Annotated in this window: 21 protein-coding genes and 1 tRNA gene; 14 read left to right on the forward strand and 8 right to left on the reverse strand. The window is 65.6% G+C overall.

Annotation, left to right across the window (positions count from 1 at the left end; translation table 11 throughout):
• Window positions 1-195 precede the first annotated feature (195 nt).
• The 3 genes from AC1RQC_RS20590 to AC1RQC_RS20600 all read right to left on the reverse strand — a co-directional run bounded on the left by AC1RQC_RS20590 (window position 196) and on the right by AC1RQC_RS20600 (window position 1,865).
• Entirely contained in the window at window positions 196-807 is a 612-nt protein-coding gene (locus AC1RQC_RS20590; protein WP_492372424.1) for an NAD(P)-dependent oxidoreductase, read from the reverse strand.
• A gap of 70 nt (window positions 808-877) precedes the next feature.
• Window positions 878-1,312 (reverse strand): Rrf2 family transcriptional regulator, encoded by a 435-nt coding sequence (locus AC1RQC_RS20595; RefSeq protein ID WP_043347423.1) that lies wholly within the window; start codon window positions 1,310-1,312, stop codon window positions 878-880.
• Between the two features lie 466 nt (window positions 1,313-1,778).
• Window positions 1,779-1,865, reverse strand: a tRNA-Leu gene (locus AC1RQC_RS20600).
• 69 nt (window positions 1,866-1,934) lie between these two features.
• Here AC1RQC_RS20600 and rnr point away from each other — a divergent pair.
• The 3 genes from rnr to AC1RQC_RS20615 all read left to right on the forward strand — a co-directional run bounded on the left by rnr (window position 1,935) and on the right by AC1RQC_RS20615 (window position 6,134).
• Window positions 1,935-4,526 (forward strand): ribonuclease R, encoded by a 2,592-nt coding sequence (rnr, locus tag AC1RQC_RS20605; protein WP_174423294.1) that lies wholly within the window; start codon window positions 1,935-1,937, stop codon window positions 4,524-4,526.
• Between the two features lie 88 nt (window positions 4,527-4,614).
• Window positions 4,615-5,358 (forward strand): 23S rRNA (guanosine(2251)-2'-O)-methyltransferase RlmB, encoded by a 744-nt coding sequence (gene rlmB / locus AC1RQC_RS20610; protein ID WP_043352050.1) that lies wholly within the window; start codon window positions 4,615-4,617, stop codon window positions 5,356-5,358.
• A gap of 17 nt (window positions 5,359-5,375) precedes the next feature.
• Entirely contained in the window at window positions 5,376-6,134 is a 759-nt protein-coding gene (locus AC1RQC_RS20615; protein ID WP_492372423.1) for an SIR2 family NAD-dependent protein deacylase, read from the forward strand.
• Window positions 6,135-6,194: 60 nt separating this feature from the next.
• Here the strand turns inward: AC1RQC_RS20615 and tal are convergent, their stop codons facing one another.
• Window positions 6,195-7,133, reverse strand: a complete 939-nt coding sequence (tal, locus tag AC1RQC_RS20620; protein WP_492372422.1) for a transaldolase — start codon at window positions 7,131-7,133, stop codon at window positions 6,195-6,197.
• Between the two features lie 174 nt (window positions 7,134-7,307).
• On the opposite strand from tal, the gene rpiA reads away from it, so the two are divergent.
• Entirely contained in the window at window positions 7,308-7,994 is a 687-nt protein-coding gene (gene rpiA / locus AC1RQC_RS20625; protein WP_492372421.1) for a ribose-5-phosphate isomerase RpiA, read from the forward strand.
• Between the two features lie 100 nt (window positions 7,995-8,094).
• On the opposite strand, the gene AC1RQC_RS20630 is transcribed toward rpiA, so the two are convergent.
• Window positions 8,095-8,370: an oxidative damage protection protein gene (locus AC1RQC_RS20630; RefSeq protein WP_006157784.1), complete on the reverse strand. Its 276-nt coding sequence runs from the start codon at window positions 8,368-8,370 to the stop codon at window positions 8,095-8,097.
• A 109-nt stretch (window positions 8,371-8,479) separates the two neighbouring features.
• On the reverse strand, window positions 8,480-9,916 hold the full coding sequence (gene argA, locus AC1RQC_RS20635) for an amino-acid N-acetyltransferase (protein WP_492372420.1): 1,437 nt from the start codon (window positions 9,914-9,916) through the stop codon (window positions 8,480-8,482).
• Window positions 9,917-9,939: 23 nt separating this feature from the next.
• On the opposite strand from argA, the gene hrpA reads away from it, so the two are divergent.
• From hrpA to AC1RQC_RS20665, 6 genes are all read left to right on the forward strand, one after another.
• A complete protein-coding gene (gene hrpA / locus AC1RQC_RS20640; protein ID WP_492372419.1) occupies window positions 9,940-14,052 on the forward strand; it encodes an ATP-dependent RNA helicase HrpA in 4,113 nt (1,370 codons plus the stop codon).
• A gap of 197 nt (window positions 14,053-14,249) precedes the next feature.
• Complete coding sequence (locus tag AC1RQC_RS20645) at window positions 14,250-15,176, forward strand: YVTN family beta-propeller repeat protein (RefSeq protein ID WP_492372450.1); 927 nt, start codon at window positions 14,250-14,252, stop codon at window positions 15,174-15,176.
• A gap of 98 nt (window positions 15,177-15,274) precedes the next feature.
• The gene (locus AC1RQC_RS20650; RefSeq protein WP_492372418.1) at window positions 15,275-16,156 is read left to right on the forward strand and encodes a polysaccharide deacetylase family protein; all 882 of its coding nucleotides are present in this window, start codon (window positions 15,275-15,277) and stop codon (window positions 16,154-16,156) included.
• A complete protein-coding gene (locus tag AC1RQC_RS20655) occupies window positions 16,156-17,130 on the forward strand; it encodes a sterol desaturase family protein (RefSeq protein WP_492372417.1) in 975 nt (324 codons plus the stop codon). Before AC1RQC_RS20650 ends, AC1RQC_RS20655 begins: the two co-directional genes overlap by 1 nt.
• A gap of 164 nt (window positions 17,131-17,294) precedes the next feature.
• A complete protein-coding gene (locus AC1RQC_RS20660) occupies window positions 17,295-18,170 on the forward strand; it encodes an EI24 domain-containing protein (protein WP_492809172.1) in 876 nt (291 codons plus the stop codon).
• Window positions 18,171-18,182: 12 nt separating this feature from the next.
• A complete protein-coding gene (locus AC1RQC_RS20665) occupies window positions 18,183-19,016 on the forward strand; it encodes a competence/damage-inducible protein A (RefSeq protein ID WP_492372416.1) in 834 nt (277 codons plus the stop codon).
• Window positions 19,017-19,110: 94 nt separating this feature from the next.
• On the opposite strand, the gene AC1RQC_RS20670 is transcribed toward AC1RQC_RS20665, so the two are convergent.
• Window positions 19,111-19,575, reverse strand: a complete 465-nt coding sequence (locus tag AC1RQC_RS20670; protein ID WP_441640956.1) for a rhodanese-like domain-containing protein — start codon at window positions 19,573-19,575, stop codon at window positions 19,111-19,113.
• Window positions 19,576-20,158: 583 nt separating this feature from the next.
• Here AC1RQC_RS20670 and AC1RQC_RS20675 point away from each other — a divergent pair.
• The 4 genes from AC1RQC_RS20675 (at window position 20,159) to ntrC (ending at window position 25,087) form a co-directional block, all read left to right on the forward strand.
• Window positions 20,159-21,574, forward strand: a complete 1,416-nt coding sequence (locus AC1RQC_RS20675) for a 3-hydroxylaminophenol mutase (RefSeq protein ID WP_459371289.1) — start codon at window positions 20,159-20,161, stop codon at window positions 21,572-21,574.
• Window positions 21,575-21,707: 133 nt separating this feature from the next.
• Window positions 21,708-22,271, forward strand: a complete 564-nt coding sequence (locus tag AC1RQC_RS20680; RefSeq protein ID WP_416049048.1) for a DUF4124 domain-containing protein — start codon at window positions 21,708-21,710, stop codon at window positions 22,269-22,271.
• A gap of 4 nt (window positions 22,272-22,275) precedes the next feature.
• The gene (gene glnL / locus AC1RQC_RS20685; RefSeq protein ID WP_253927479.1) at window positions 22,276-23,427 is read left to right on the forward strand and encodes a nitrogen regulation protein NR(II); all 1,152 of its coding nucleotides are present in this window, start codon (window positions 22,276-22,278) and stop codon (window positions 23,425-23,427) included.
• A gap of 115 nt (window positions 23,428-23,542) precedes the next feature.
• Window positions 23,543-25,087, forward strand: a complete 1,545-nt coding sequence (ntrC, locus tag AC1RQC_RS20690) for a nitrogen regulation protein NR(I) (RefSeq protein WP_183035096.1) — start codon at window positions 23,543-23,545, stop codon at window positions 25,085-25,087.
• Window positions 25,088-25,173: 86 nt separating this feature from the next.
• On the opposite strand, the gene AC1RQC_RS20695 is transcribed toward ntrC, so the two are convergent.
• A complete protein-coding gene (locus tag AC1RQC_RS20695; protein ID WP_492372414.1) occupies window positions 25,174-25,965 on the reverse strand; it encodes an HAD-IIB family hydrolase in 792 nt (263 codons plus the stop codon).

The following is a 25,965-nucleotide window of genomic DNA, read 5'->3' on the forward strand; positions in this document are numbered from 1 at the left end:
CCTTGTGCCCCCATCGTGCAGGCAGTGCGCAATGCACCGCCGCGGAGCAGGCGCTTCGGCTAACCTGCGCTTTCACGGCTCGCCGCAAATGGCCGCCAGCAGGGCGGCCATTATTCTTTATGCCCTCCGTCGTGCTTGCCGCGATGGCCACGCGCCATGGCACGCATGTTTCGGAGGCACCTGCCTGTTTCCTGCTTAGTATGCGACCGTGTAGCGCTGGCGCGAGTGCGCCGGTTTTTCCACTTCGTCGATCATGGCGATGGCATAGTCCTCCATCGAGATCCAGCTCTTGCCGCTGGCGTCGGAGAGCAGCGTCTCCTCGCCCACGCGGAACTTGCCCGTGCGCGTGCCCGGCTCGAACAGGGCGGCGGGGGACAGGAAGGTCCAGTCGATCGCTGTCTCGTTGCGCAGGGCGTTGAGGAAGTCGCGTCCAGCGAGGGCCTCCGCCTTATAGGCTTCCGGGAACTGCGGCGTATCGACCAGTTGCGCGCCTGGTGCTACGAAGAGGCTGCCCGCGCCGCCCACCACCAGCAGGCGAGGCACGCCGGCGGCCTTGACCGCGGAGGTGATCTGTTCGGCCGTGGTCTGCAGGAAACGTACTGTGCTGATTGCCACGTCGTGGCCGGCGAGGGCGGCCGCCAGGGCCTTGGTGTCCGCGACATCTGCATTGATCGTGGCGAGGCCCGGCCGCGTGGCCAGCTTGTCGGCCTGGCGCGCGATGGCGGTGACCGTGTGGCCGCGGCTCAGGGCTTCGTCGATGAGGCGGGTGCCGACACGGCCGGTGGCGCCGATGATTGCGATCTTCATGTTGACTCCTTTGTTGCGCTGTTGAATATCGATATGAAACTAATTTAGTTACATATCGGGATAAAAATTTTTACGGCTTGCGTTGCCGGGCCGCGCGCTCCACATCGGCGAGCATGCCGGCAATCGTGATCTCGGCCAGCGCACCATCCATCGCGGCCTGGGCGCGGTCCGCGGCGTGCTTCAGCGCGCCGGTAATTTCCCGTCCCACCATGCACGCCGGATTGGGCACGCTGTGGTGCGGCGCGATCAGCGTGGCCGACTCCACCGCACGGAACACATCGAGCAACGTGATCGATGCCGCCGCGCGCGCCAGCGAGGCGCCGCCGTTGCTGCCCATCACCGTGCTCACCAGCCCCGCCTCGGCCAACTGGCTGACCAGGCGGCGGATCAGGACCGGGTTCGTGCCCACGCTGCCCGCGATCAATGACGACGGCAAGGGCTCCGCGGCGCTGGCCAGCAAGGTGAGGATGTGGACGGCGACGGCGAATCGGCTGCTGGTGGTCATGGTGGGTGAGGCGATGTGAAACTATATTAGTTACAGATGGCCGTCGCTGTCAAGCGACTGGCGGGCCACGCAGGCATGCCGGTGTGGCATACGCCTGCAGCAATAGGGTGGTTTGCGCCTGAATACGTCGGAAAACGCGACATTCCAGCGTGTGAATGGCGGAAGAATGCCGGGAGCGCCACTGAAACTGATACACTCACCCGCAGCGCAGCAGTCGGCTGCTGCTCCGGTCGCGCCCTGGCAGTTCGTGTGAGCGCCAGGCTGTGTGGATGCCTCTGCCTCAACAGGCAAGAGCGGACTCCACGCCCCGGAGCGGTCGTTGCTGCGACTGGTATTTAGTCAATAGTTAATAGTTAAGTCGCGCAGTCGCGCCAATATCGAATCGGGAGTGCCAAGTTGCAAGATCAGACGCCGGAAAACAAAAAACCCGCAGGGCTCGAAAGCGCTGCGGGTTTTCCGTTTGATCTGGTGCCCAGGAGAGGACTCGAACCTCCACAGTGTTGCCACCGCTAGGACCTGAACCTAGTGCGTCTACCAATTTCGCCACCTGGGCGGGCGTCGAAACAACCGAAGCGCTCATTATAGCGACCGCAAATCGTTTGTCAAATAATTCTAGAAAAAATTGAATCAGAATAACTATCCGATCCCTAGTCGGGAAGAAATCCTTGGCGTCCTGCGGACGTCGGGGTCGCCCTTGTCGGGCGGCGATATCGCCAAGGCGCTCGCTGTCACGCGCAAAGAACACGACGGCTTCCAGAAGCGCCTCGCCGCCATGGAGCGCGATGGCCAGATCGAACTCAACCGCAAGGGTCGCTACGAGCTGGCCAACCAGCCTAACTTTGTGGTCGGCCGTGTGCAGGGCCACCGCGATGGCTTCGGCTTCCTGATCCGCGACGATGGCGATGACGACATCTTCCTGCCGGAGCGCGAGCTGCAGAAGGCCATGCACAACGACCGTGCCCAGGTGCGCGTGATCGGCTACGACCGGCGCGGCCGGCCCGAAGGCCAGATCGTCGAGATCCTTGAGCGCGCCAACCGCTACGTGATCGGCCGCCTGCTGAGCGAAGGCGGCGTGCTCGTGGTGGCGCCCGAAGACAAGCGCATCAGCCAGGACATCCTGATCCCGCCGAAGTCGCAAGGCAAGGCGCAAGTCGGCCAGGTGGTCAGCGTCGAGATCATCGACTACCCCGATCGCTACGTGCAGCCCGTGGGCCGAGTGGTGGAAGTGCTGGGGGACTTCGACGACCCCGGCATGGAAATCGAAATCGCCGTGCGCAAGTACGGCGTGCCGCATGAATTCTCGGATGCCTGCGCCAAAGAAGCCGCCGGCCTGCCCGACGAGGTGCGCGAGTCCGACCTGGAGCACCGCATCGACCTGCGCGACGTGCCGCTGGTGACGATCGACGGCGAAGACGCGCGCGACTTCGACGACGCCGTCTACTGCGAACCCGTCAAGATCGGCCGCTCGAAGGGCTGGCGCCTGGTGGTGGCGATTGCCGATGTGTCGCACTACGTGCGCCCTGGCACGGCGCTCGACGCCGATGCGCTGGATCGCGCCACCTCGGTGTACTTCCCGCGCCGCGTCATCCCGATGCTGCCGGAAAAGCTCTCCAACGGCCTGTGCTCGCTGAACCCGCAAGTCGACCGCCTGTGCATGGTGTGCGATGCGGTGATCACCGCCAAGGGCGAGCTCAAGGGCTATCAGTTCTATCCCGCCGTGATGCATTCGGCGGCGCGCCTGACCTATAACGAGGTCTGGTCGGTGCTGTCCAACACCAAGGGCCCGGAGGCGCACAAGCGTGCCGACCTGGTGCCGCACCTGCAGAACCTGTACGAGTTGTTCCAGGTCCTGCTCAAGGCGCGGCGCGAGCGTGGCGCGATCGACTTCGATACCACCGAGACCTATATCGTCTGCAATGCGCAGGGCAAGATCGAGCAGATCCTGCCGCGCACCCGCAACGACGCCCACCGCCTGATCGAGGAATGCATGCTGGCCGCCAACGTGTGCGCCGCCGACTTTCTCGAACGCTTCAAGCATCCCACGCTGTACCGGATCCACGCCGGCCCGAGCGAGGAAAAGCTGAAGAACCTGCGTGAGTTCCTGCGCACCGTCGGGCTTTCGCTGGCCGGTGGCGACAAGCCGCAAGCGGGCGACTACGCCGACGTGATGGACAAGATCAAGAGCCGTCCCGACGCGCCGATGTTGCAGACCATGCTGCTGCGCTCGATGCAGCAGGCGGTCTACAGCCCGGACAACATCGGCCACTTCGGCTTGTCGTACGAGGCTTACGCCCACTTCACCAGCCCGATCCGCCGCTATCCGGACTTGCTCACGCACCGCGCCATCAAGGCCGTGCTGGCCCATACCAAGTACCGGCCGGCATTTGCGCCGGGCACCGCGCTGAACACCGCGATCGCGCCCAAGGCGCGCCGCATGCAGGCCAAGGACGCCGCCGAGAAGGCAGAGCGAAGCGCCGCGCGCGCCCAGCGCAACGAAGCCATCTGGGACGAACTCGGCCTGCACTGCTCGGCCAACGAGCGCCGCGCCGATGAAGCCTCGCGCGATGTGGAGGCCTGGCTCAAGTGCTACTTCATGCGCGACAAGCTTGGCAGCGAGTATTCGGGCACCATCAGCTCGGTCACCTCGTTCGGCATCTTCGTGCAGCTCGACGAGCTCTATGTCGAAGGCCTGGTCCATGTCACCGAACTGGGCAGCGATTACTTCCAGTACGACGAGGCGCGCAATGAACTGCGCGGCGAGCGTACCGGCATCCGCTACCGCCTCACCGACCGCGTTCGCGTGCAGGTTTCGCGCGTGGACCTCGATGCGCGCAAGATCGACTTCCGCCTGGTGCAGGAGCCCTCAGCCAAGAACCTGCGTGGCCGCGCCCCGACCGTCGATGCCGCGCCGCGCGTGCCCGCCGCGCACGCCGTGCCCGCGCGTAAGAAGGGCCGTCAGCTGGCCGCGCTGCTGGGTGGCAGCTCCAAGCCGGAAGAGTCGTTCGACGAAACGCTGGACCGCGTGATCGAAGAGCAGCCGGTGTTCGAAGCTGTCATGACGCCGGTCAAGCCGCACGTGGGGCAGGGCGCCAAGGCCGGCGGCAAGCCGGCCAAGCGCGCCGCCAAGCCCAAGCCGCAGCATCTGGGCTCGACGCACAAGGGCGGCGCCAAGCCGGCCGGCAAGAGCAGCCGCGCTTCGCGCAAGCGCACCTGACGGCCATGGCGCCGGCGCCGGCTTGCCCGGTTCCGGCGCCATGGCTGCGGACACGGGGCAAGCTCCGGCGGGAATGTACAATCTCGCCATGGCTAAACAAAAACTCCTGATCGGCTTTCACGCCGTCACCGCGCGCCTGCGCCAGGACGCCGCTGGCGTCACCGATGTCTACGTAGAATCCGCGCGGCGTGACCGCCGCATGCAGGACTTCATCCGCCTTGCCGAAAGCCTCAAAGTGCGCCTGCATCCGGTGGATGCCGAGCGCCTGCGCGGCATGGCCGGCACCGACCGCCACCAAGGCGTGGTCGCCCGCGCCGAAGATGTGGCGCTGGCCCTCAATCTTGATGAACTGCTCGACGGCATCGAGGGCACGCCCTTGCTGCTGGTGCTCGACGGCGTCACCGATCCGCACAACCTGGGCGCTTGCCTGCGCGTGGCCGATGGCGCTGGCGCGCACGCTGTGATCGCTCCGAAGGACCGCAGCGTGGGTTTGAACACCACGGTGGCCAAGGTGGCCAGCGGTGCGGCGGAAACCGTCCCCTACATCACTGTCACCAACCTGGCACGCACGCTGCGCGAGTTGCAGGAACGCGGCATCTGGGTGATCGGTACGGACGACGGCACGGAAAAGACGCTCTATGACGTCGATTTCAAGGGGCCGGTTGCCCTGGTGATGGGCGCCGAAGGCGAGGGCATGCGCCGCCTCACCCGCGAAACCTGTGACGAGCTCGTGAGCATCCCGATGGCCGGCGGCGTGGAAAGCCTGAACGTTTCCGTGGCCAGCGGCGTGTGCCTGTATGAGGCGGTGCGCCAGCGCCGCCTGAAGCGCTGAGCGCTGGGGCGGCATCCATGACGGCGTACATCGACGCGCAGGCGCTCGCGGCATCGCGCCGCCTGATCGGCGAAGCCACCAATATCATGGTGCTCACCGGCGCGGGCGTATCCGCCGAGTCCGGCGTGCCCACGTTCCGCGATGCCATGACCGGCTTGTGGTCGCGCTTCAATCCCGAGGAGCTGGCCCAGGAAGACGCCTACCGGCGACAGCCCGCGCTGGTCTGGGAGTGGTACCTGCACCGGCGCGAGCTGGTGGCGGCCACCGATCCCAACCCAGCGCATATCGCCCTGGTGGCGCTCGCCGCGCAGAAGGCCGTGACCCTGGTCACGCAAAACGTGGATGGCCTGCATCAGCGCGCCGGCAGCCGCGAGGTGATCGAGCTGCACGGCAACCTGTTCGCCAACAAGTGGCTTGACGGCTGCGGCCGTTGCGACCCGGCGACCGCCGTGCCGGGCATGCCGCCGCGCTGCTCCCTTTGCAATGCCATGATGCGCCCCGGCGTGGTGTGGTTCGGCGAGGAACTGCCGCGCGTGGCCCGCTATCGCGCCGAGCACGCGGCCGAGCAGTGCGATCTGTGCATCGTGGTGGGCACCTCCGGGCTGGTCTATCCGGCAGCCGGCTTGCCCGGCGCTGCCAAGGACCATGGCGCGCATGTCATCGTGGTCAATCCCGAGCCTTCGGCGCTGGACCAGACCGCCGATCTGGTGCTGCGCGGACCGGCCGGGGTGGTCTTGCCTTTGCTGTGGGACGGTGTGAGCGCGACACCAGCTTGAACCGGCTCGCCGCCTGGATTCCCGGGCGGCTTCTGTTTTCTCCCTCTCAATTCCCCCCTCTCAAGCCGTAATCAACGCCTCCAGCTTGACCGCATCCGCCGCAAATGCGCGGATCCCCTCTGCCAGCTTTTCCGTCGCCATCGCGTCTTCATTGAGCTGCCAGCGGAAAGCCGCCTCACCGCACTCGATGCGGGCGATATTGCCGGCCTGCGCCTGGTCGACCGACAGCTTGCGCTCCACGGTGCCTTCGCTGGCGGCCAGCTTCTCCAGCAGGTCCGGGCTGATGGTGAGCAGATCGCAGCCGGCCAGCGCCAGGATCTGCTCGGTGCTGCGGAAGCTGGCACCCATCACTTCGGTGGGGTGGCCGAACTTCTTGTAGTAGTCGTAGATCTGGCGCACGGAACGCACGCCGGGATCGTTGTCGGCCGCGTTGGCGGCAGTGTCCCATTTGTCGCCGGCTTGCTTCTTGTGCCAGTCCAGGATGCGGCCAACGAAGGGCGAGATCAGTTGCGCGCCGGCCTCGGCGCAGGCAACGGCCTGGGCCAGCGAGAACAGCAGCGTCATGTTGCAGTTGATGCCTTCTCGCTGCAGCACTTCAGCTGCGCGGATACCTTCCCAGGTGGAGGCGATCTTGATCAGCACGCGCTCGCGGGCCACGCCGCGCTGCTCATACAGCGAGATCAGGTGGCGGGCCTTGGCCAGTGTGGCTTCAGTGTTGAAGGACAGGCGGGCGTCGACCTCGGTTGACACACGGCCCGGCACGATGGCCAGGATCTCGCAGCCAAAGGCGATCAGCAGGGCGTCCATCACGGCGTCGGTGCCTTCATTGCCGCGCACGGCCTTTTCCAGCAGGGGACGGTACTCGGCCTTCTGGACGGCCTTCAGAATCAGGGAAGGATTGGTGGTGGCGTCCTGCGGCGTGTACTGCTTCATCACCTGGAAATCGCCGGTGTCCGCCACCACGGTGGTGAACTGCTTGAGCTGATCGAGCTGGTTCATGGTCAGTGAGTTGCTTTTAAGGGTTGGTGATGGCGCAGGACCAAAACGGCAGGCCCCGGGCGCCGCGCTGATGCATGCCTCGGGTCATTGTACCGTCGGCTCGCGCCTACGCCGGGGATGTCACGGCATTCCGGTACACTATGCGGTTTCCCCCAAAGCAGATGGGCTGTTGTCATGACACAGGATGAACTCAAGGCGCTGGTGGCGCAAGCCGCGGCCGACTATGTCAAAGAGGTAGTGCCGGCGGGCGCGGTGCTGGGCGTGGGCACGGGCTCCACGGCCAACCTCTTTATCGATGCGGTGGCGGCGTTCAAGGAACGCTTTTCCGGCGCGGTCTCCAGCTCGGAGGCGTCCACGCGCCGCCTGCAGCAGCACGGCTTCCAGGTCTTGGACCTGAATGAGGTCGACGAGATCCCCGTGTATGTCGACGGCGCGGACGAGATCGATGCCAGCGGCGCCATGATCAAGGGCGGCGGCGGCGCGCTGACGCGCGAGAAGATCGTGGCCTCGGTGGCCAAGCGCTTTGTCTGCATCGCCGACGGCAGCAAGCTGGTGGATGTGATGGGCGCGTTTCCCCTGCCGGTGGAAGTGATTCCGATGGCACGCGCCGCGGTCGCACGCCAACTGGCCGCATTTGGCGGCCAGCCGCGCCTGCGCATGACCAAGGAAGGCGGTATCTTCAAGACCGACAACGGCAATGTGATCCTGGATGTGGCAGGCCTGAAGATCAACAATCCGAAGTCGATGGAAGAAGCCATCAATCACATGCCGGGCGTGGTCACGGTGGGGCTGTTTGCCCTGCGCGGCGCGGACGTACTGTTGCTGGGCACGCCAGAGGGCGTGAAGCGCAGCGATTATTGAGTTTGCCGGTCCCGTTGGAGGATCGTTACATGAAAAAGGGTGCCGTAACAGGCACCCTTTTTGTTTTCCACCGCGCGGCGCCAAGCCGCGCTCAGCCAGATCAGGCAGCCGGCGGCGGCACGTAGCCCTGTGCCTGGTCCGCGCCTTCGCCGAAGAAGTACTTCTCGGTCTGCTTGAGCAGGTACTGGCGAGCGCGGGTGTCGGCCATGTTCAGGCGGTTTTCGTTGATCAGCATGGTCTGGTGCTTGAGCCAGCCGGCCCAGGCTTCCTTCGACACGCTTTGCCAGATCTTCTTGCCAAGTTCGCCCGGCAGCGGCGGCAGGTCTAGCCCTTCGGCTTCTTTGTTGAGCTTGACGCATTGAACCATGCGGGCCATGGGAACTCCTTGTTGTCGTGTGATGTAGCCGGCGCGGCGAGGGGCCGACCGTTGCGGTGCCGCTATTGTAACGAAGCGGGGGCCGGCCTTCAGGCTACCCCCACCGCCGTCACAGTTTCTTCATCAGCACCATCGACTTGCGCTGCCAGTTGTAGAGCTTGCGCTTGTCTTCCGGCAGGTCGTCCACGGTGGCGTGGACAAAGCCGCGCTTGAGGAACCAGTGCTCCGTGCGGGTAGTGAGCACGAACAGGCGGTCAAGGCCGAGGCTGCGGGCGCGGCGCTCGATGCGCTTGAGCAGGCGCTCGCCGTCGCCGGTGCCCTGGGCTTCGGATGACACAGTCAGGCAGGCCATCTCGGCCATGCCTTCGCGCGGGTAGGGGTAGAGCGCGGCGCAGCCGAACAGCACGCCATCGTGCTCGATCACCGAGAAGTTGGCGATGTCGCGCTCGATCAGGTGGCGCCCGCGTGGCACCAGCGTGCCGTCCTGCTCCAGCGGGGCGATCAGCTGCAGGATGCCGCCGACGTCGTCCAGCGTGGCTTCGCGCAGGCTTTCCAGGTCGGTGTCGGAGATCATGGTGCCGACGCCGTCGTGCAGGAACAGCTCCAGCAGCACCGAGCCGTCCAGCTGGAAGGGGATCAGGTGGGCGCGCGGCACGCCGCCCTTGAGCGCCTTGACCAGGTGTTCCAGGTAGTAGGAGACATCGGGCGGCAGGTGGTTGTTCTGCAGCCGCTCGATGGCGGTGCGCAGCGACATTTCCGGCATCAGCTTGCCAACGGGGTCCTGCACGCCTGGCACTTCGGTGATGAATACCAGCTTGTCGGCCTTCAGGGCGATGGCGGTAGCGCTGGCCACGTCTTCCATCGACAGGTTGAAGGCCTGGCCTGTGGGCGAGAAGCCAAGCGGCGAGAGCAGCACGATCTTGCCGTGCGACAGCGACATGCGAACCGACTCGCCGTCGATCTTGCGCACCAGCCCGGTGTGCTGGTAATCCACGCCGTCGACGATGCCGAGCGGGCGGGCGGTGACGAAGTTGCCGGAGATCACCGACAGCTGGGCGCCAGCCATGGGCGTGTTAGGCAAGCCTTGGCTGAAGGCGGCCTCGATATCCAGGCGCAGTTCGCCGGCGGCTTCCTTGGCGCACTCCAGCGCCGCGTTGTCGGTCACGCGCACGCCGTCGGCGAATTGCGACTCGACATGGCGCAGAGCCAGCTGCTCTTCCACCTGCGGGCGCGAGCCGTGCACCAGCACGATCTGCATGCCCATGGCGTGCAGCAGGGCCACGTCATTGACCAGGGCGTTAAGGATGTTGGCCTTGACCAGCTCACCGCCGAAGGCGATCACGAAGGTCTTGCCGCGGAAGGCGTGGATATAGGGCGCAACCGCTCGCAGCCAGTCGACGAACTGCTGGTGGTCGGGGGCGCCACGCTCGACGGGGTCGGCGCCGGTAGCGTGCGCGGGCAGCGTGGAAGGGGCGGTGACGGGCAGGGGCTCGTCCATTTCGGACGGCGCGGGCGCGTCGGCTGGCGTGTCGGTTCTTGCATTCATGCCGCGGATTATAATCCCGGCCAATGTCAGCACAACGCCCCGCCAAACCTTTGTCGCCGGATCGGAAAACCGATGCCGGCCGCCCCGCGCCCAAGGCCGCCCCCTCGCCAGCCCAGCCTGCTGTCCAGCCTGTCGCCAGGCCGGCGCGCGCGCCGGCCGTGTCCACCACGCCGGCCGCCGGCCCGCCGGCCGAACGCCAACCTCGGCAGCCGGGCCAGGCCCGGCAAGCCAGGCCGCAGCCGGCAAACGGCACGCCCCGGCCTCCCCGGCCGCCTCGCCCGGAGCGCACCGAGCGCACCGAACGCCCGCCCCGCGAGGCACGCCGCCCGGTGCGCCAGGCCAACCTGCTCCCGCCCATCACCTTCCCCGAGGCGCTGCCGGTATCCGGCCGCCGCGAGGAGATCGCACAGGCGCTGCTGGCCAACCAGGTGGTGATCGTCTCCGGCGAGACCGGCTCCGGCAAAACCACCCAGTTGCCCAAGATCTGCCTGTCGATCGGGCGCGGTCCGGGTGCCGACGGCACCGGCGGCCTGATCGGCCACACGCAGCCACGCCGGATTGCCGCCACCTCCACGGCCAAGCGCATCGCGCAGGAGATCGGCACGCCGCTCGGCGAGCACGTGGGCTACCAGGTGCGTTTCAACGACACCATGTCGGCGGGCGCGTCGGTCAAGCTGATGACCGACGGCATCTTGCTGGCCGAGACGCAGAACGATCCGTTGCTGCGCGCCTACGACACCATCATCATCGACGAGGCGCACGAACGCAGCCTCAATATCGATTTCCTGATCGGCTACCTGAAGGAGATCCTGCCAAAGCGGCCAGACCTCAAGCTGGTCATCACCTCGGCCACCATCGACGCCAATCGCTTTGCCGAGCACTTTGCGCAGGGCGGCAAGCCCGCGCCGGTGATCGAGGTCAGCGGGCGCCTGTATCCGGTGGAGATCCGCTACCGGCCGATCGAGAAGGACAAGCCGGCGCCCGGCGAGGGCGCGCCCAAGTCCGCGCAATCGAAAGATCGCGACCTGTTCGACGGCATCGTCGAGGCGGTGGACGAACTGTGCCGCCTCGGCCCGGGCGATGTGCTGGTGTTCCTGCCCGGCGAGCGCGAAATTCGCGAGGCTGCCGAGGCGCTGCGCAAGCACCATCCGCCGCATACCGAGATCCTGCCGCTGTTCGCGCGCTTGTCGGTGCAGGAGCAGGAACGGGTGTTCCGGCCTTCCAACGCGCGGCGCATCGTGCTGGCCACCAACGTGGCAGAAACCTCGCTGACCGTGCCGGGCATCCGCTATGTGGTGGATACCGGGATGGCGCGGGTCAAGCGCTATTCCTACCGCAACAAGGTCGAGCAGTTGCAGATCGAGGCGATCTCGCAGGCCGCCGCCAACCAGCGTGCCGGGCGTTGCGGCCGGGTGGCCGACGGCGTGTGTATCCGGTTGTACGAGGAGGCCGATTTCGTCAGCCGGGCGCGCTTTACCGATCCGGAGATCCTGCGCTCGTCGCTGGCCGCGGTGATCTTGCGCATGAAGGCGCTGAAGCTGACGGCGATCGAGGAATTCCCCTTTATCGAGCCGCCGCTGGGCCGCGCCATTGCCGACGGCTACCAGCTGTTGCAGGAGCTGGGCGCGGTGGAAAGCGTGGGCGACGACGCCAACGCGCTGACCCAGGTCGGCCGCCAGCTGGCCCGCCTGCCGCTGGACCCCCGCGTGGCCCGCATGACGCTGGCCGCGCGCGAGCACCATTGCCTGCGCGAGGTGCTGATCATCGCCAGCGCGCTGTCGGTGCAGGATCCGCGCGATCGTCCGCAGGAGGCGCAGGAAGCCGCCGACCAGGCCCACCGCAAGTTCATGGACGAACGCTCCGAGTTCCTGGGCTGGGTCAAGATGTGGAAGTGGTTCGAGGACGCGGTGGCGCACAAGAAGACCAACCGCCAGCTGCAGGACCAGTGCCGCGCCAGTTTCCTGTCGCATGTGCGCCTGCGCGAATGGCGCGACGTGCATTCGCAGCTGCTGACTACCGTCACCGAGCAGGGCTGGAAGCTCAACGAGAGCGAGCCCACCTATGAGCAGGTGCATAAGGCGCTGCTCACGGGGTTGCTCGGCAACGTAGGTTGCAAGATTGAAGACGCCGACGGCCGCGGGCGCGAGTACCTGGGCGCGCGCGGCATCAAGTTCCACCTGTGGCCCGGCTCGCTGATCGCGCGCAAGGTCGGCCGCTGGATCATCGGCGCCGAGCTGATCGAAACCAGCCGGCTGTTTGCGCGCACGCTGGCCAAGATCGAGCCGGAATGGCTGGAGCAGGTCGGCCGCCATTTGCTCCGCGTCAGCTGGAGCGATCCGCATTGGGAGAAGAAATCCGGCCAGGTGATGGCAATGGAGCGCGCCACGCTGTATGGGCTGGTGGTCTACCAGCACCGGCGCGTGCACTACGGGCCGATGAACCCGGCCGAGGCGCGCGAGCTGTTTATCCGCCGCGGGCTGGTGGAAGGCGAGTTCGATACCAAGCTGCCGTTCTTCGCCCATAACCAGCGCTTGACGCGCGAGATCGAAAACCTGGAGCACAAGGCGCGCCGCCAGGACGTTCTGGTCGACGATGAGCTGATCTTCGCGTTCTACGATCGCCTGATCCCCGCCGAGATTCACCAGCAGGCCACCTTCGAGCAGTGGTACCAGGCCGAGAGCGCGCGCGAGCGCAAGCTGCTTTACCTGAACCGCGAGGAGCTGATGCGCCACGAGGCGGCCGGCATCACCACGGACCTGTTCCCCAAGCTGATGCCGGTGGCGGGCGTGGATATGTCGCTGACGTACCACTTCGAGCCCGGCAGCCATCGCGACGGCGTGACGCTGACGGTGCCGCTGTATGCGCTCAACCAGGTGCGCCAGGAGCGTGCGGACTGGCTGGTGCCGGGCATGGTCAAGGAGAAGGTGCACCTGCTGCTCAAGTCGCTGCCGCAGAAGCTGCGCCGCCATTGCGTGCCGCTGCCGGATTACGCGGCGGGCTTCGTCGATCGCAATGCCTTTGGCGAGGGCGAGTTGCTGGATGTGCTGATTGCCGACATCCGCGAGCAGACCGGCACCATGGTCAAGCGCGCCGACTTCAAGCTGGAAACCTTGCCCGCCCACCACGCCATGAACTTCAAGGTGGTGGACGAGCACGGCCGGCAACTGGACATGGGCCGCAACCTGGCGCAGTTGCGCGCCGAGTTTGGCGGGCAGGCGCAGCAGTCGTTCCAGAACATCGCCGCGCGCGATGTGCCGGCGGCCGAGGCGGGGCAATACGAAAACCTGACCAGCTGGTCCTTCGGCGAACTGCCCGAGCTGCTGGAGGTCCGCAAGGGCAACCAGACGCTGTACGGCTATCCTGCGCTGGTCGACCACGCCACGCATTGCGACGTGGAGGTGTTCGACGATCCGCAGGAAGCTGCGCGCATCCATCAAGCCGGGCTACGCCGCCTGTTTGCGTTGCAGTTGCGCGAGCAGGTGAAGTTCCTGGAGAAGAACATCCCCGGCATGCAGCAGATGGCGATGCAGTACATGACGCTGGGCACGCAGGAAATGTTGCGCGACCAGATCGTGATGCTGGCGCTGGAGCGGGCCTGCCTGCAGGCGCCGCTGCCGCGCAACGAGGCTGAGTTCGCCGCCCGCAAGGAAGAAGGGCGCTCGCGCCTGAGCCTGCTGGCGCAGGAGATTGCCCGGCTGGTAGGGGCAGTGCTGGCCGAGTACGCGACGCTGCCGCGCAAGCTGATCCAGGCCAAGCCGTTCGCCGCGGCGCACGCCGACATGCAGGCGCAGCTGACGCGGCTGATGGGCAAGCACTTTGTGGCCGATACGCCTTACCTGCAACTGGTGCATTTCCCGCGCTACCTGAAGGGCATCGCCATGCGCATCGACAAGATCAAGGGCGATCCCGCGCGCGACACCCAGCGGTTGCAGGAAATCACGCCGCTGCTGCAGCAATGGCAGCGGGCCGAGACGCAGTTGCGGCAGCAGGGGCGGGGCGTGGAAGACGCGCGCCTGGACGAGTTCCGCTGGATGCTGGAAGAACTCCGTGTGGCGCTGTTCGCGCAGGAGTTGCGCACGCCTGTGCCGATGTCGGTCAAGCGTCTGCAAAAGGTGTGGGAAGCGATGCAGCGCTGAAACCAGGGTTGCCGGCCTTTCGCGCGAACGCTAGCCCGCGCGGAGATTGTGACCAAATGTTAGTTTGTTGCGCTTCGTCATCGGATCACAGTCCGAAAACGTTAGAATGGTCGATTAAGTCATTGTTTAACAGTCTTATGCTCGCATTGCGTCGTGTAGTTTCCGGGTTTGCCGCCATCGGCACCCTGGCCCTGGGGATGGTAGCGGCGCCGGCGTTGGCGGAAGTGGTGGTGGTGCTCAATTCGGGTGATGCTACCGTCACCTTGATCGACAAGGACACCCAGAAGGTGCTGGAGACGTTCCCGGTCGGGAAGGAGCCGCACCACTTGATCGCCACGCCCGACGACAAATCGCTGATCGTTGCCAATGCGGTCGGCAACGACCTCGTGTTCCTCGACCCGGTTACCGGCAAGGTCCAGCAGCGCGTGGCCAATATCGACGATCCCTACCAGATCGGCTTCTCGCCCGACCAGAAGTGGTTCCTGACCACGGGCAACCGCCTTGATCGCGTCGACGTGTATCGCTGGGACGGCAAGGCGCTCAAGATCGCCAAGCAACTGCCACTGGCCAAGACGCCGAGCCATATCGCCTTTACCGCCGACAGCCGTGTTGCCTTCGTCACGCTGCAGGACTCCAACGAAGTGGTCGCCATCGACCTGCCCACGCAGACCGTGATGTGGCGCATGAACGCCGGTTCGGCGCCGGCGGGCGTGTGGGTTACGCCGGACCAGAAATACCTGCTGGTGGGCATGACCGGTGCCGACTATGTCGCCGTGATCGACTGGCATACCCGCACCGTGGTCAAGCAGATCCAGACCGGCAAGGGCGCGCACAATTTCCGCGCGGTGGGCGACAAGCGCCATCTGTTCTTGTCCAACCGGGTCTCCGGCACCATCAGCATCATCGACCAGCAGACCCTGACCAAGGTTGGCGACATCACCGGCCTGCCGGCTGGCCCCGATGACATGGAGCTGACCGCCGACGGCAAGACCTTGTGGGTGAGCTTCCGCTGGGCGCGTTCGGTGGGCCTGATCGACGTGGCCAGCCGCAAGCTGGTCAAGACCATCCGCGTGGGCCGCTCGCCGCACGGCATTTATTTCCGTACCCGCGCACCGCTTTATTGAGAGAGGGCGCCCGTCCGGGAACGCCATGGCGGGCGCGGCATCGAACTAGTATGGCCGCCGCCACTCCAATGCAGTCACAGGAAATCAGGACAGGCATCATGAGCAAGCATTCGCAGCCCCGGTTGCCCCGCGCTTTGGTCCGCGCGGTGGCTGCCGGGCTTGCAGCCACCGGACTGGCGCTGGCCGCCGGGCCGGCCAGTTCGGCGGGCCCGGTGCCTGCCGGCGCGCCCCAGGCCTGCCGCGCCGGCACGCTCTACCTGACCTTCGACACCGGCAGCATGAGCCAGGCGGCGCTGATCGCCGATACGCTGCGCCGGCACCATATCAAGGCCACGTTCTTCCTCGCCAACGAACCCACCATCAACAAGGACAGCTCGCTCGACCCGGGCTGGGCGGCGTACTGGAAGACGCTGGCCGCCGATGGCCATGTTTTTGGCAGCCACACGTTCGATCATGTCTACCTGCGCGGCGTACGCGACGGCAAGGTCACCATGCGGCCGCAGTTCGGCGCGCATGCGGGGCAGGACGTGGTGATGGACCAGCAAAGCTTTTGCAGCGAGCTGAACCGCAGCGCGCAGGCGCTGAAGCACCTCAGCGGCGCGACCATGTCGCCGCTGTGGCGGGCGCCGGGCGGCCATACCGCGCCGCAGACGCTGCAATGGGCCGAGCAATGCGGGTTCAAGCACGTGGCCTGGGCGCCAGCCGGCTTCCTGGGTGACGAGCTTTCGTCCGAGCGTTTCCCGAACAAGGCGCTGCTGGAGCGCGCATTGAGCGGCCTGCGCGATGGCGACATCGCCATGGCGCACCTCGGGATCTGGTCGCGCAAGGACCCCTGGGCGCCCGGCGTGCTCGAGCCGCTGATCAGCGGCCTGGAGCGCAAGGGTTTCTGCTTTGCCACGTTGCGCGAGCATCCCGCCTATCGCGACTGGCAGCGCGGGCAGTCCGCCACGGTGGCCGGACAACCAGCCGGGAGCCGCTGATGCTCGACCTGCTCAACGGCTGGATCGGCCAGATTGAAGCCACGCTGTTCCAGGACGTGATCCTGCCGGTGGTCTACCAGCTTGGGCTGGGCGGCTATGCCGAGGACGCCTTCACCGGCACCGAATGGCTGCTGGTCGGGCTGGTGCAGATCGTGGTGATGGTGCTGATCCTCGGGCCGCTGGAAAAGCTGCGCCCGGTCGAAGCCGTGACCGACCGCGCCGCCATTCGCACCGACATCCTCTACACCGTCGTGCATCGCCTCGGCCTGTTCCGGCTGGCCATGTTCTTCCTGCTCGGTCCGCTGATGGACGGTGTGGAAGGGCATCTGCGCCTGCTCGGCTGGCAGCGGGTCAATGTGGAAGACTGGTGGCCGGCGGTGACGTCGATCCCGCTGGTCAGCTTCTTTATCTACCTGCTGCTGTTCGACCTGCTCGACTACTGGTACCACCGCCTCTCGCATACCTACCGCTGGTGGTGGAGCCTGCATTCGCTGCATCACAGCCAGCGCCAGATGACGCTATGGAGCGATAACCGCAACCACCTGCTCGACGACATGCTGCGCGACGTGGTGTTTGCGGTGGCGGCGCTCGCGGTGGGCGTGGAGCCTTCCCAGTACGTGCTGCTGGTGGCGCTGTCGCAACTGCTGCAGAGCCTGCAGCATGCCAACCTGCGCCTGCACTTTGGCACATTGGGCGAGCGGCTGCTGGTCTCACCGCGCTTTCACCGCACCCACCATGCGGTTGGCGTCGGCCACGAAGCCATCGGCCGGCCCACCAAGCTGGGCGGATGCAACTATGGGGTGATCTTTCCGTGGTGGGACATGTTGTTCCGCACCGCCGTGTTCACCGACGCCTACTACCCCACCGGTGTGCGCGACCAGATGCCGCCACCGGCAGGCAAGGGGCGCGACTACGGCGCTGGCTTCCTGTCCCAGCAGTGGTACGGGATCAAGCGCCTGTTGCGGCTCGGCTGAAGCGGCGGGGCGCCTGCCGTGGCAGCCCCGTGAGCGCGTATTTCCTCGCAAGGTGCGCGCCCCGCGCCCTGCCGTCTTGCGCTAGCGGCGCACGCGTCCCCCGCGGCACTTATGACGTGTGCTAGTCTAGTTATCCCCGCCTTTGTGGAACCCCAATTTACTGCATGAACGATATTTTTCGCGCGCTAGGCCGTGCCCTGATCAGCCAGTTGCATCCGCGCATGCTGATGCTTACCGTCATTCCTTTCCTGCTCGCCACCGGGCTGTGGGGTGGCCTGCTGCTGTGGGGGTGGGAGCCGATCATGACGGCCGCGCGCGGCGTGCTCGAGACGTCGGTGCTGACCAGCTGGATCTACGGCGCGCTCGACTGGTTCGGCCTGCAGTCCTTGCGCACGGTGGTGGCGCCGCTGTTCGTGATAGCGCTGATGATCCCGCTGGTGATTGCCTCCATGCTGGTGTTTATCAGCTTGTTCTCGGTGCCAGCCGCGGTGCGGCACCTGGAGCGCAGCTATCCGGACCTGGTGAAGGCCAAGGGTGGCAGCATGGTGGGCAGCGTGTTTCAGGCGCTGGGCAGCACCATGGTGTTCCTGTTGCTGGCGCTGGTGACGCTGCCGCTGTGGCTGATCCCGCCTTTCTTTGCCTTGATCCCACCCGTGCTGTGGGGCTGGCTGACCTATCGCGTGATGACCTACGACGCGCTCGCGCAGCATGCCACGCCAGAGGAGCGCAAGACGCTGATGAAGCGCCATCGCATGGCGTTGCTCTCCATCGGCGTGGCAGTGGGCCTGCTGGGCTCGGCGCCGACGCTGATCTGGGTGGCTTCGGCGGCGCTGATTTTCCTGTTCCCGTTCGTGCTCGCGGGCACGCTGTGGCTGTATGTGCTGATCTTTATTTTCTCGGCACTGTGGTTTGGCCATTTCTGCCTGCGCGCGCTGGAGCAATTGCGCGCCGAGCGCGCTGCCGCGGCAGCCGCGGCGGCGCCGGTGGTGGACGTTATCGACCTGGCGCCGTCCGATGTACGGCGCATTGAACAATCCTGAAGCGAGGGCATCATGGGTTTCGGCCTGATCGTCATTGGTGACGAGATTCTGTCGGGGCGGCGCGAAGACAAGCATATGCGCCGTGCCATCGAACTGCTGGCGGCGCGCGGGCTGGCGCTGGACTGGGCGGAGTACGTGGGCGACGAGCGCGCGCGCATCACCGCCACACTGCGCCGCACGTTCGCGGGCAATGATGTGGTGTTCTGCACCGGCGGCATCGGCGCCACGCCCGATGACCACACCCGGCAGTGCGCCGCGGCCGCGCTCGGCGTGCCGCTGGAACTGCATCCGGACGCCCGCGAGCAGATCGCCTTGCGGATCGCGGAGACCGCGGCGGGCGATCCCGCCAAGGCCGACCTGAACCTGCCGGAGAACCAGCATCGCTTCAAGATGGGCGAATTCCCCGCCGGGGCGCGCATCATCCCGAACAGCTACAACCGCATCCCGGGTTTTTCCGTGGCGGACCATCATTTCATGCCTGGCTTCCCGGTCATGGCGTGGCCGATGATGGAATGGGTGCTGGATACCTACTATTCCCACCTGTTCCATCAGGCGGTGCAAGTGGAGCGGTCGTTCCTGGTGTTCGAGGCGCCGGAATCCACGCTGACGCCGCTGATGGAGCGGGTCGAGGCCGCCTTCGAGGGCGTCCGCGTGTTCAGCCTGCCGTCAGTGGGCGACGCCAAGCGCGGCGAGCTCTATGCGCGCCGCCACATCGACCTGGGTGTAAAGGGATTGGCCGACCTGGTCGAGCCAGCCTATGCCATGCTGCGCGAAGGCGTGCAGGCGATGGGCTTCGAGCTGGTGGAGGTGGCGGCGCGGCGCCCGGGAGATCCGGCAGGGGACTGAGCCGTGGTGGCGGGCGTGGCCGGTGCAATGAAAAAACGGGACAGCCATGCTGTCCCGTTTTGCTTTTTTTGCGCGATTTACGCGTTCCCGAGCTTCAGGCGCCGTGCCAGGGCAGGCCGCGGAAGCACCAGCCTTCCACCGTCTTGCGGTGGTGCTGTTCATCGCGAGCGCCTTCGAAGCCTTCCAGCACGTCCATGGCGAACTGATAGCCGGCTTCCGTGGCGACGCGGGCGGCGTGCTTGGAGCGTGCCGCACTGCGGCACAGGAACAGCACGGGCACATCCGCGCGCACGCGAGCCTTGAGCTGCGCGATAAAGGCGGCGTTCTGCGCGCCGCCCGGATAGCTGCTCCATTCCACATGCGCCGATTGGGCTTCCGGCAGGTCCGGCCCGCCGATCCAGTCGAGCTCAGCTTGCGTGCGCACGTCCACCATCACGGCGGTCGGGTCGCCCTGCAGCAGTGCAAAGGCTTCCTGCGGGGAGAGGGCGCCGAAGTACGGCAGTTGGTTTTGCTGCTGGCGCTCACGCGCCGCTTGGAGTAGATCGTCTCGGGTGGTCATCTGGGTGACAAAATCGGTGGGTGAAATGGCATCTGGCAGAGGCTGCGGGATATTCTAGCGCGGCGGGCGTGCTCGCCGGCGGCCTTTGGATGCGAACGGCAGCTAGCGGCATCGGTTGTGCCGGAGTTGCGCCGGCTTGGTCGCGCGCTGCGGGTACCTTGGTAGCAGGATCTTGCACCGCAAGCAGGCAACGGCATTCGCTTTGCACCAAAATGTTCTAATCTGGTGCGTAGGCACCAAAATTGGGCAATGAGGCGTGCGTATGCACGTTTTTGGTGATTTTCATGGAGGGCGGGGAGAGCCGCTGGCGTTCCCGGAATGAGGCGGAAGCCAAACGGATTTATGCGTATGCCATATGCGGCACCCGAAACGCGCCTGGGCCCCCGTATCGCGCCGTCTGGCTGCACTTTTTTCGGGAACGCAGGGGTAACTAGGGGGTTGCCTTGGCATGCTTTCTGCTAACATTCCTCGTCCCTTTCGTGGCCGATCTTTGTATTGATGCAAACGTCTTTGATGCGTTGCACAGCGGGGATCGACGCAAGAATGGCTTTTCTAGATTCAGCCGAATTTCCAGGAGATAGGCATGGCCCACAGCGTTGCAGATGTGATGAAGCTTGTGAAGGAAAACGACGTCAAGTTCGTCGACTTCCGTTTCACCGATACCAAAGGCAAAGAGCAGCACGTGTCGGTACCCGTGTCGCACTTCGATGAAGACAAGTTTGAAAGCGGCCACGCTTTCGACGGTTCGTCGATCGCCGGCTGGAAGGGTATCGAGGCTTCGGACATGCTGCTGATGCCGGATCCGAATACCGCTAACGTCGATCCGTTTTACGAAGAACCGACCCTGATCCTGACCTGCGACGTGGTTGAGCCGTCGGATGGCAAGGGCTACGACCGCGACCCGCGTTCCATCGCCAAGCGCGCCGAGGCTTACCTGAAGAGCACCGGCCTGGGCGACACCGCCTACTTTGGCCCGGAACCCGAGTTCTTCATCTTCGACGGCGTGACCTGGAACATCGACATGCAGGGTTGCTCCGTCAAGATCAACTCGGAAGAAGCACCGTGGTCGTCGGGCAAGGAATTCGAGCACGGCAACAGCGGTCACCGTCCGGGCAAGAAGGGCGGCTACTTCCCCGTTGCCCCGATCGATACGTTCCAGGACATCCGTTCGGAAATGTGCCTGATTCTGGAATCGCTGGGCATCCCCGTGGAAGTGCACCACCACGAAGTCGCCGGCCAGGGCCAGAACGAAATTGGCACCCGCTTTAGCACGCTGGTGCAGCGCGCCGACTGGACCCAGCTGCAAAAGTACGTGATCCAGAACGTCGCCCACACCTACGGCAAGACCGCCACCTTCATGCCGAAGCCGGTCGTTGGCGACAACGGTTCGGGCATGCACGTGCACCAGTCCGTATGGAAGGATGGCCAGAACCTGTTCGCGGGCAACGGCTACGCCGGCCTGTCGGAGTTCGCGCTGTACTACATTGGCGGCATCATCAAGCACGCTCGCGCGCTGAATGCCCTGACCAACCCGGGCACGAACTCGTACAAGCGTCTGGTGCCGGGCTTCGAAGCACCGGTCAAGCTGGCTTACTCGGCTCGCAACCGTTCGGCATCGATCCGTATTCCGTACGTTGCCAACCCGAAGGGCCGTCGTATCGAGACCCGCTTCCCGGATCCGCTGATGAACCCGTACCTGGGCTTCTCGGCGCTGCTGATGGCTGGCCTGGACGGCGTGCAGAACAAGATCCACCCGGGCGAAGCTGCCGACAAGAACCTGTACGACCTGCCGCCGGAAGAGGATGCAAAGATCCCGACCGTGTGTAACAGCCTCGATCAGGCTCTGGAGTACCTCGACAACGACCGCGAGTTCCTGACGCGCGGCGGCGTCTTCTCCAACTCCATGATCGATGCCTACATCGAGCTGAAGATGGAAGAAGTGACCCGCTTCCGCATGACGACGCACCCGATCGAGTTCGATATGTACTACTCGCTGTAAGGCGAGGCGTTGCCAGGTTGTGACCGGGCAACAGTTGCACCAGGAAGGGGCGGCCTCGGCTGTCCCTTTTTGTTTTGTTCGCCGGTTTGATCGCTAGAATGGGGCTCCTTTCCCACCATCCCTGCTGATGTCAATGGACGCGCTCGAATTCCCGCTTTCCTCGCTTCGACCGATGCACCGGTTCAGTGCCTCCATGCACGTATCGGCGGCTGCCTGCGCCATGCTGGCGCTTGTGCTGGTGTGCTGGAGCCGGCCGGCCCCGGCGCAGTCGGATATCTATGTCTGCGCTGGCCCCAACGGCGTGCCTGAATACCGCAACGGCAACGGGGGCAAGGGCTGCAAGCGGCTCAGCCTGCCGGAAGTCACGACGGTGCCGGGCGGGCGCGTGAGCGCCCCTTCGGCGGGCAAGGGCGCCGGGCCCGCGATGGCGCCCACCGCGTTTCCGCGCGTGGACAGCGCGACCCAGAAAAGCCGCGATGGCGAGCGCCGCGCGGTGCTTGAGCAGGAGCTGCAAAGCGAGGAGGCCAAGCTGGCCGCGCTGCGCGCCGAGTTCAACAACGGCCAGCCCGAGCGCCAGGGCAATGAACGTAACTACCAGAAGTACCTCGACCGCACCGCCACGCTGCGCGACGACATCGCGCGTGGCGAGGCCAATGCCGCTTCGCTGCGGCGCGAACTCTCCAATTTGAAGGACTAGCACTATGCGTCGCCTGATTCGCAGCGTCTCGCGCAAGGTGGCTTCGGCCGGGGCTGGCACGCCGGCCGAGGGTGGAGCCATGGTGCTGCCATTGGGCGATGTGTCCTACCACCAGGGGCTGGACGTGGTCGCCAACCCCGTGTTGCTGGTGCGCCAGCCCGGCCTGCGCATCGTCTACGCCAATCCCGCCGCCGAGGCCAGCTTCGCGGTGTCGCGCAAAGCCATGGTGGAGTTGTCGCTGGCAGACCTGTTCGGCGCTTCGGAAGAGCTCGGCAGCATGATCGAGACCGTGATTTCACGGCAGTTCGATGCGCGCAGGCAGGATGTGGTACTGCATCCGCCCCTGCAGGAGCCGATGCACGCGCACGTGGTGATCGGCGCGCTGGATGCCACGGCCGACACGGTCCTGGTGGAAGTGCTGCCCAACGAGCAAAAGGTCCGCAGCGACCGCGAGGAGCGCATCCTCGACCTGACCTCGGCCAACAAGGAGCTCATCCGCAATCTGGCGCATGAGATCAAGAACCCGCTGGGCGGCATCCGCGGCGCGGCGCAATTGCTCGAGTTCGAGTTGCCTGACCGTTCGCTGCGGGAGTACACCCAGGTCATCATCAAGGAGTCGGACCGCCTGCAGACGCTGGTGGACCGCCTGCTGGAGCCGCACCGCCATCCGCACATCGTGTCCGACCTCAACATCCACGAGGTGCTGGAGCGCGTGCGCTCGGTGGTGCTGGCCGAATTCCCCTCCGGGCTGGATATCGTGCGCGACTACGACGCGAGCCTGCCCGACCTGCGCGGCGACATGGAGCAGTTGATCCAGGCCGTGCTCAACATCGTCCACAACGCGGCCCAGGCACTCGCGGAGCGCGTGGCGCGGGGCGATGCGCAGATCATCCTGCGGACCCGGGTGGCCCGCCAGGTAACCATAGCGAAGCGATTGTTCAAGCTGGCATTGGACTTGCATGTCATTGATAACGGTCCGGGCATCCCCGAGGATATCCGCGAACGCATCTTCTACCCGCTGGTGTCGGGCAGGGATGGCGGTAGCGGCCTCGGTCTCACACTCGCTCAAACCTTCGTGCAGCAGCACGAGGGCTTGATCGAATGCGAGAGCCGGCCGGGCTGTACCGACTTCCGTATCCTGCTGCCCCTGCATTGATCGCATCGGCGACAGCAATTGGAACTGCCCCAATGATTGCTGCCGACCGGCTTGCCGGCGGTGTGCGGCCAGGTTCACGGAAGACCAAATGACACCGAGCAGACAAGCGACGCACATGAAGCCGATCTGGATAGTCGACGACGATCAATCAATCCGCTGGGTTCTTGAGAAGGCCCTCGCCCGCGAAAGCCTGCTCTCACGCAGCTTCACCAACGTGCGCGACGTACTGGCCGCACTGGAAGACGACGAGCCACAGGTCCTGATCTCCGATATCCGCATGCCGGGTGGCTCGGGCCTGGACCTGCTGCAAGCGCTCAAGGCACGCCATCCGGGGCTGCCCGTCATCGTGATGACGGCATACTCCGACCTGGATAGCGCGGTAGCGGCCTTCCAGGGCGGCGCCTTCGAATACCTGGCCAAGCCCTTCGATGTGGATAAGGCGGTCGAGCTGATTCGCCGCGCGCTGCAGGAAAGCCTGCGCGAGGAGGAGCTCGAAGACCGCCTGGTCGACGCGCCCGAAATCCTCGGCCAGGCGCCGGCCATGCAGGACGTGTTCCGCGCCATCGGCCGCCTGTCGCAATCGAACGTGACAGTGCTGATCACCGGCGAGTCCGGTACCGGCAAGGAACTGGTGGCGCAAGCGCTGCACAAGCACAGCCCGCGCGCCAACGGGCCCTTTATCGCCCTCAATACCGCGGCCATTCCGAAGGACTTGCTGGAGTCGGAGCTGTTCGGCCATGAGCGAGGCGCCTTTACCGGCGCGCAGACCATGCGCCGCGGCCGCTTCGAGCAGGCCGAGGGCGGCACGCTGTTCCTCGACGAAATCGGCGACATGCCGTTCGACTTGCAAACGCGCCTGCTGCGTGTGCTGTCGGATGGCAACTTCTACCGCGTGGGTGGCCACAATCCGCTGCGCGCCAACGTGCGCGTGATTGCCGCCACCCACCAGAACCTGGAAACGCGCGTCAAGGAAGGGCTGTTCCGCGAGGACTTGTTCCACCGCCTCAACGTGATCCGCCTGCGCTTGCCGCCGCTGCGCGAACGGCCGGAAGACATCACGCTGCTGGCGCGTCATTTCCTGCAAAAGAGTGCCAAGGAACTGGGCGTGGAGCCCAAGCGCATGTCGGACGAGGCCCTGGCCTATGTCAGCACACTGCCGTTCCCTGGCAACGTGCGTCAGCTGGAGAACCTGTGCAACTGGCTGACCGTGATGGCGCCCGCGCAGACCATCGAGGTCAAGGACATGCCAGCCGAGATGATCGGCACCGGCACGGCGCCGGGCGGCGGTGCCGGCGCGGCGCGCCAGGCGGAGTTCCGGGCAGAGGGCAGGGCGGACGATGCCGACGGCCATGACGCCGTCGACTACGGCGCCGCGCCTTCCACCCTGGGTGGGGAGCCAGACACCGCGCTGGCTTACGCCGGCCGCTCGGCCGCGGCCAGCGCGCTGGCCGGCTGGGAGCACCTGCTGGCGGGGGAGGCCCGCGCCATGCTGGAGTCCGGCCAGCCGGAAGTCATGGATGCGCTGACGCGGCGTTTCGAGAAGGCAGTGCTGGAGGCTGCGCTGGGCGTTACCCGCGGGCGCCGCGTCGAGGCGGCCACGCGCCTGGGCATCGGCCGCAATACCATCACGCGCAAGCTGCAGGAGCTGGGCTTCGATTGAATCGGGTCATGGCCGTCGTTGCAGCGCATAAAAAAACAGCCGGGCTTGCCCGGCTGTTTTTTTATTGTCGGCGCGCTCTTGGCAGGTCAGCCGCGCGCGGCCAGCAGAAGTTCGGCCATTTCCGCAAAGCCCTCGCCGCAGGCCGCCTCGGTGATATAGGCCGGCTTGGCTGGCAGCTGAGGCAGGATGTCGCGGATGTTGGCCACCCCGACCGACAGCGGGAAATGAGCAAACATGCTGGCGTCGTTCGCTGAGTCGCCGATAAACAGCCATTCCTCCCGTTCGGCATCCAGGTCGGCGCCCAGTAATTCCGCGGCGCACAAACGGCTCATGCTGAGCTTGTCGTGATCACCGAACCAGCCATTGACGTGAATGGACGAGACCGTGGCGGTCATGCCCGCTTCGCGCATCAGCCCGGCAATGCGCTCGACCGCGGCGGGCGGCAGGGGCGCGACGTCCTCGGCGTGGTCGACGGCCAGGTCGGCGGCGTGCCAGGCCTGGTCCGAGGCCAGCGCGCAGCCTGGCACCTCTTGCACGATGCGTTTGCCAAGCGCGTGGATGCGCGCCAGGTTGTCGGCTCGGGTGGCGGCGTCGTCCAGGTAACGGGTCACCAGCTTGCCCGCGCGCAGGTGGGAGTAGAACGCACCGTTTTCGCCGATGATGGCGTCCACCGGCCATAACCGCGTCAGGATCTCGGCCCAGGCGATGCAGCGTCCCGTGACCGGGATCACGTGCAGCCCGGCTGCCTTGAGGCGGTCGAGCGCCAGGTAGGTGGCCGCCGGCAGCCTGCCGTCGGTGGTGATGGTGCCGTCGATATCGGTCAGTACGCCGCGAATCCGGCGCAACGCCGGGGCGGGAAGGCTTTGTATGGCTTGCAT

Source organism: Cupriavidus sp. GW822-FHT03E04 (assembly GCF_058801495.1).